Consider the following 406-nt stretch of genomic DNA (forward strand, 5'->3'; position numbering starts at 1 on the left):
TACGGCAGCGGCCACCTGCACCAAATCAGCCTCGACGACGAAGTCATCTCCGACATCGAACGCGATAAGCTGCACCGCGAAATCTACCGCACACAGGGTAAACTCGCCAGCCGTTACGAACTCGATCCCTTAGGCCGTCTGAAAAAACAAATTGCCGCACTCAACGAGCTGACGCAGATCGAAACAGCAAAAAATGCAGTAACATCGGCTTATGCCGTCAAACGCAGCTACGGCTACGACCGTACCGGCAACCTGACCCACAGTACCGACCAACGGACAGGAACGACCCGGTTCGAATACGACAAACTGGGCCGGATTACCAAAGCGGGTAGCGAAGTATTCGCCTTCGACCCCGCACACAATATCCTGTCCGACAACAACAGCCCTACCGTCCCCGACAACCGCC

The 406-nt window shown here is 55.9% G+C and carries 1 pseudogene; it reads left to right on the forward strand.

Annotated elements, in window-relative coordinates:
* Window positions 1-406 (forward strand): annotated as a pseudogene (locus ACTHTG_RS11165) (RHS repeat protein); the annotation flags it as partial.

Source organism: Neisseria sp. P0017.S009 (genome assembly GCF_051957375.1).
GTDB classification, from domain to species: domain Bacteria; phylum Pseudomonadota; class Gammaproteobacteria; order Burkholderiales; family Neisseriaceae; genus Neisseria; species Neisseria perflava.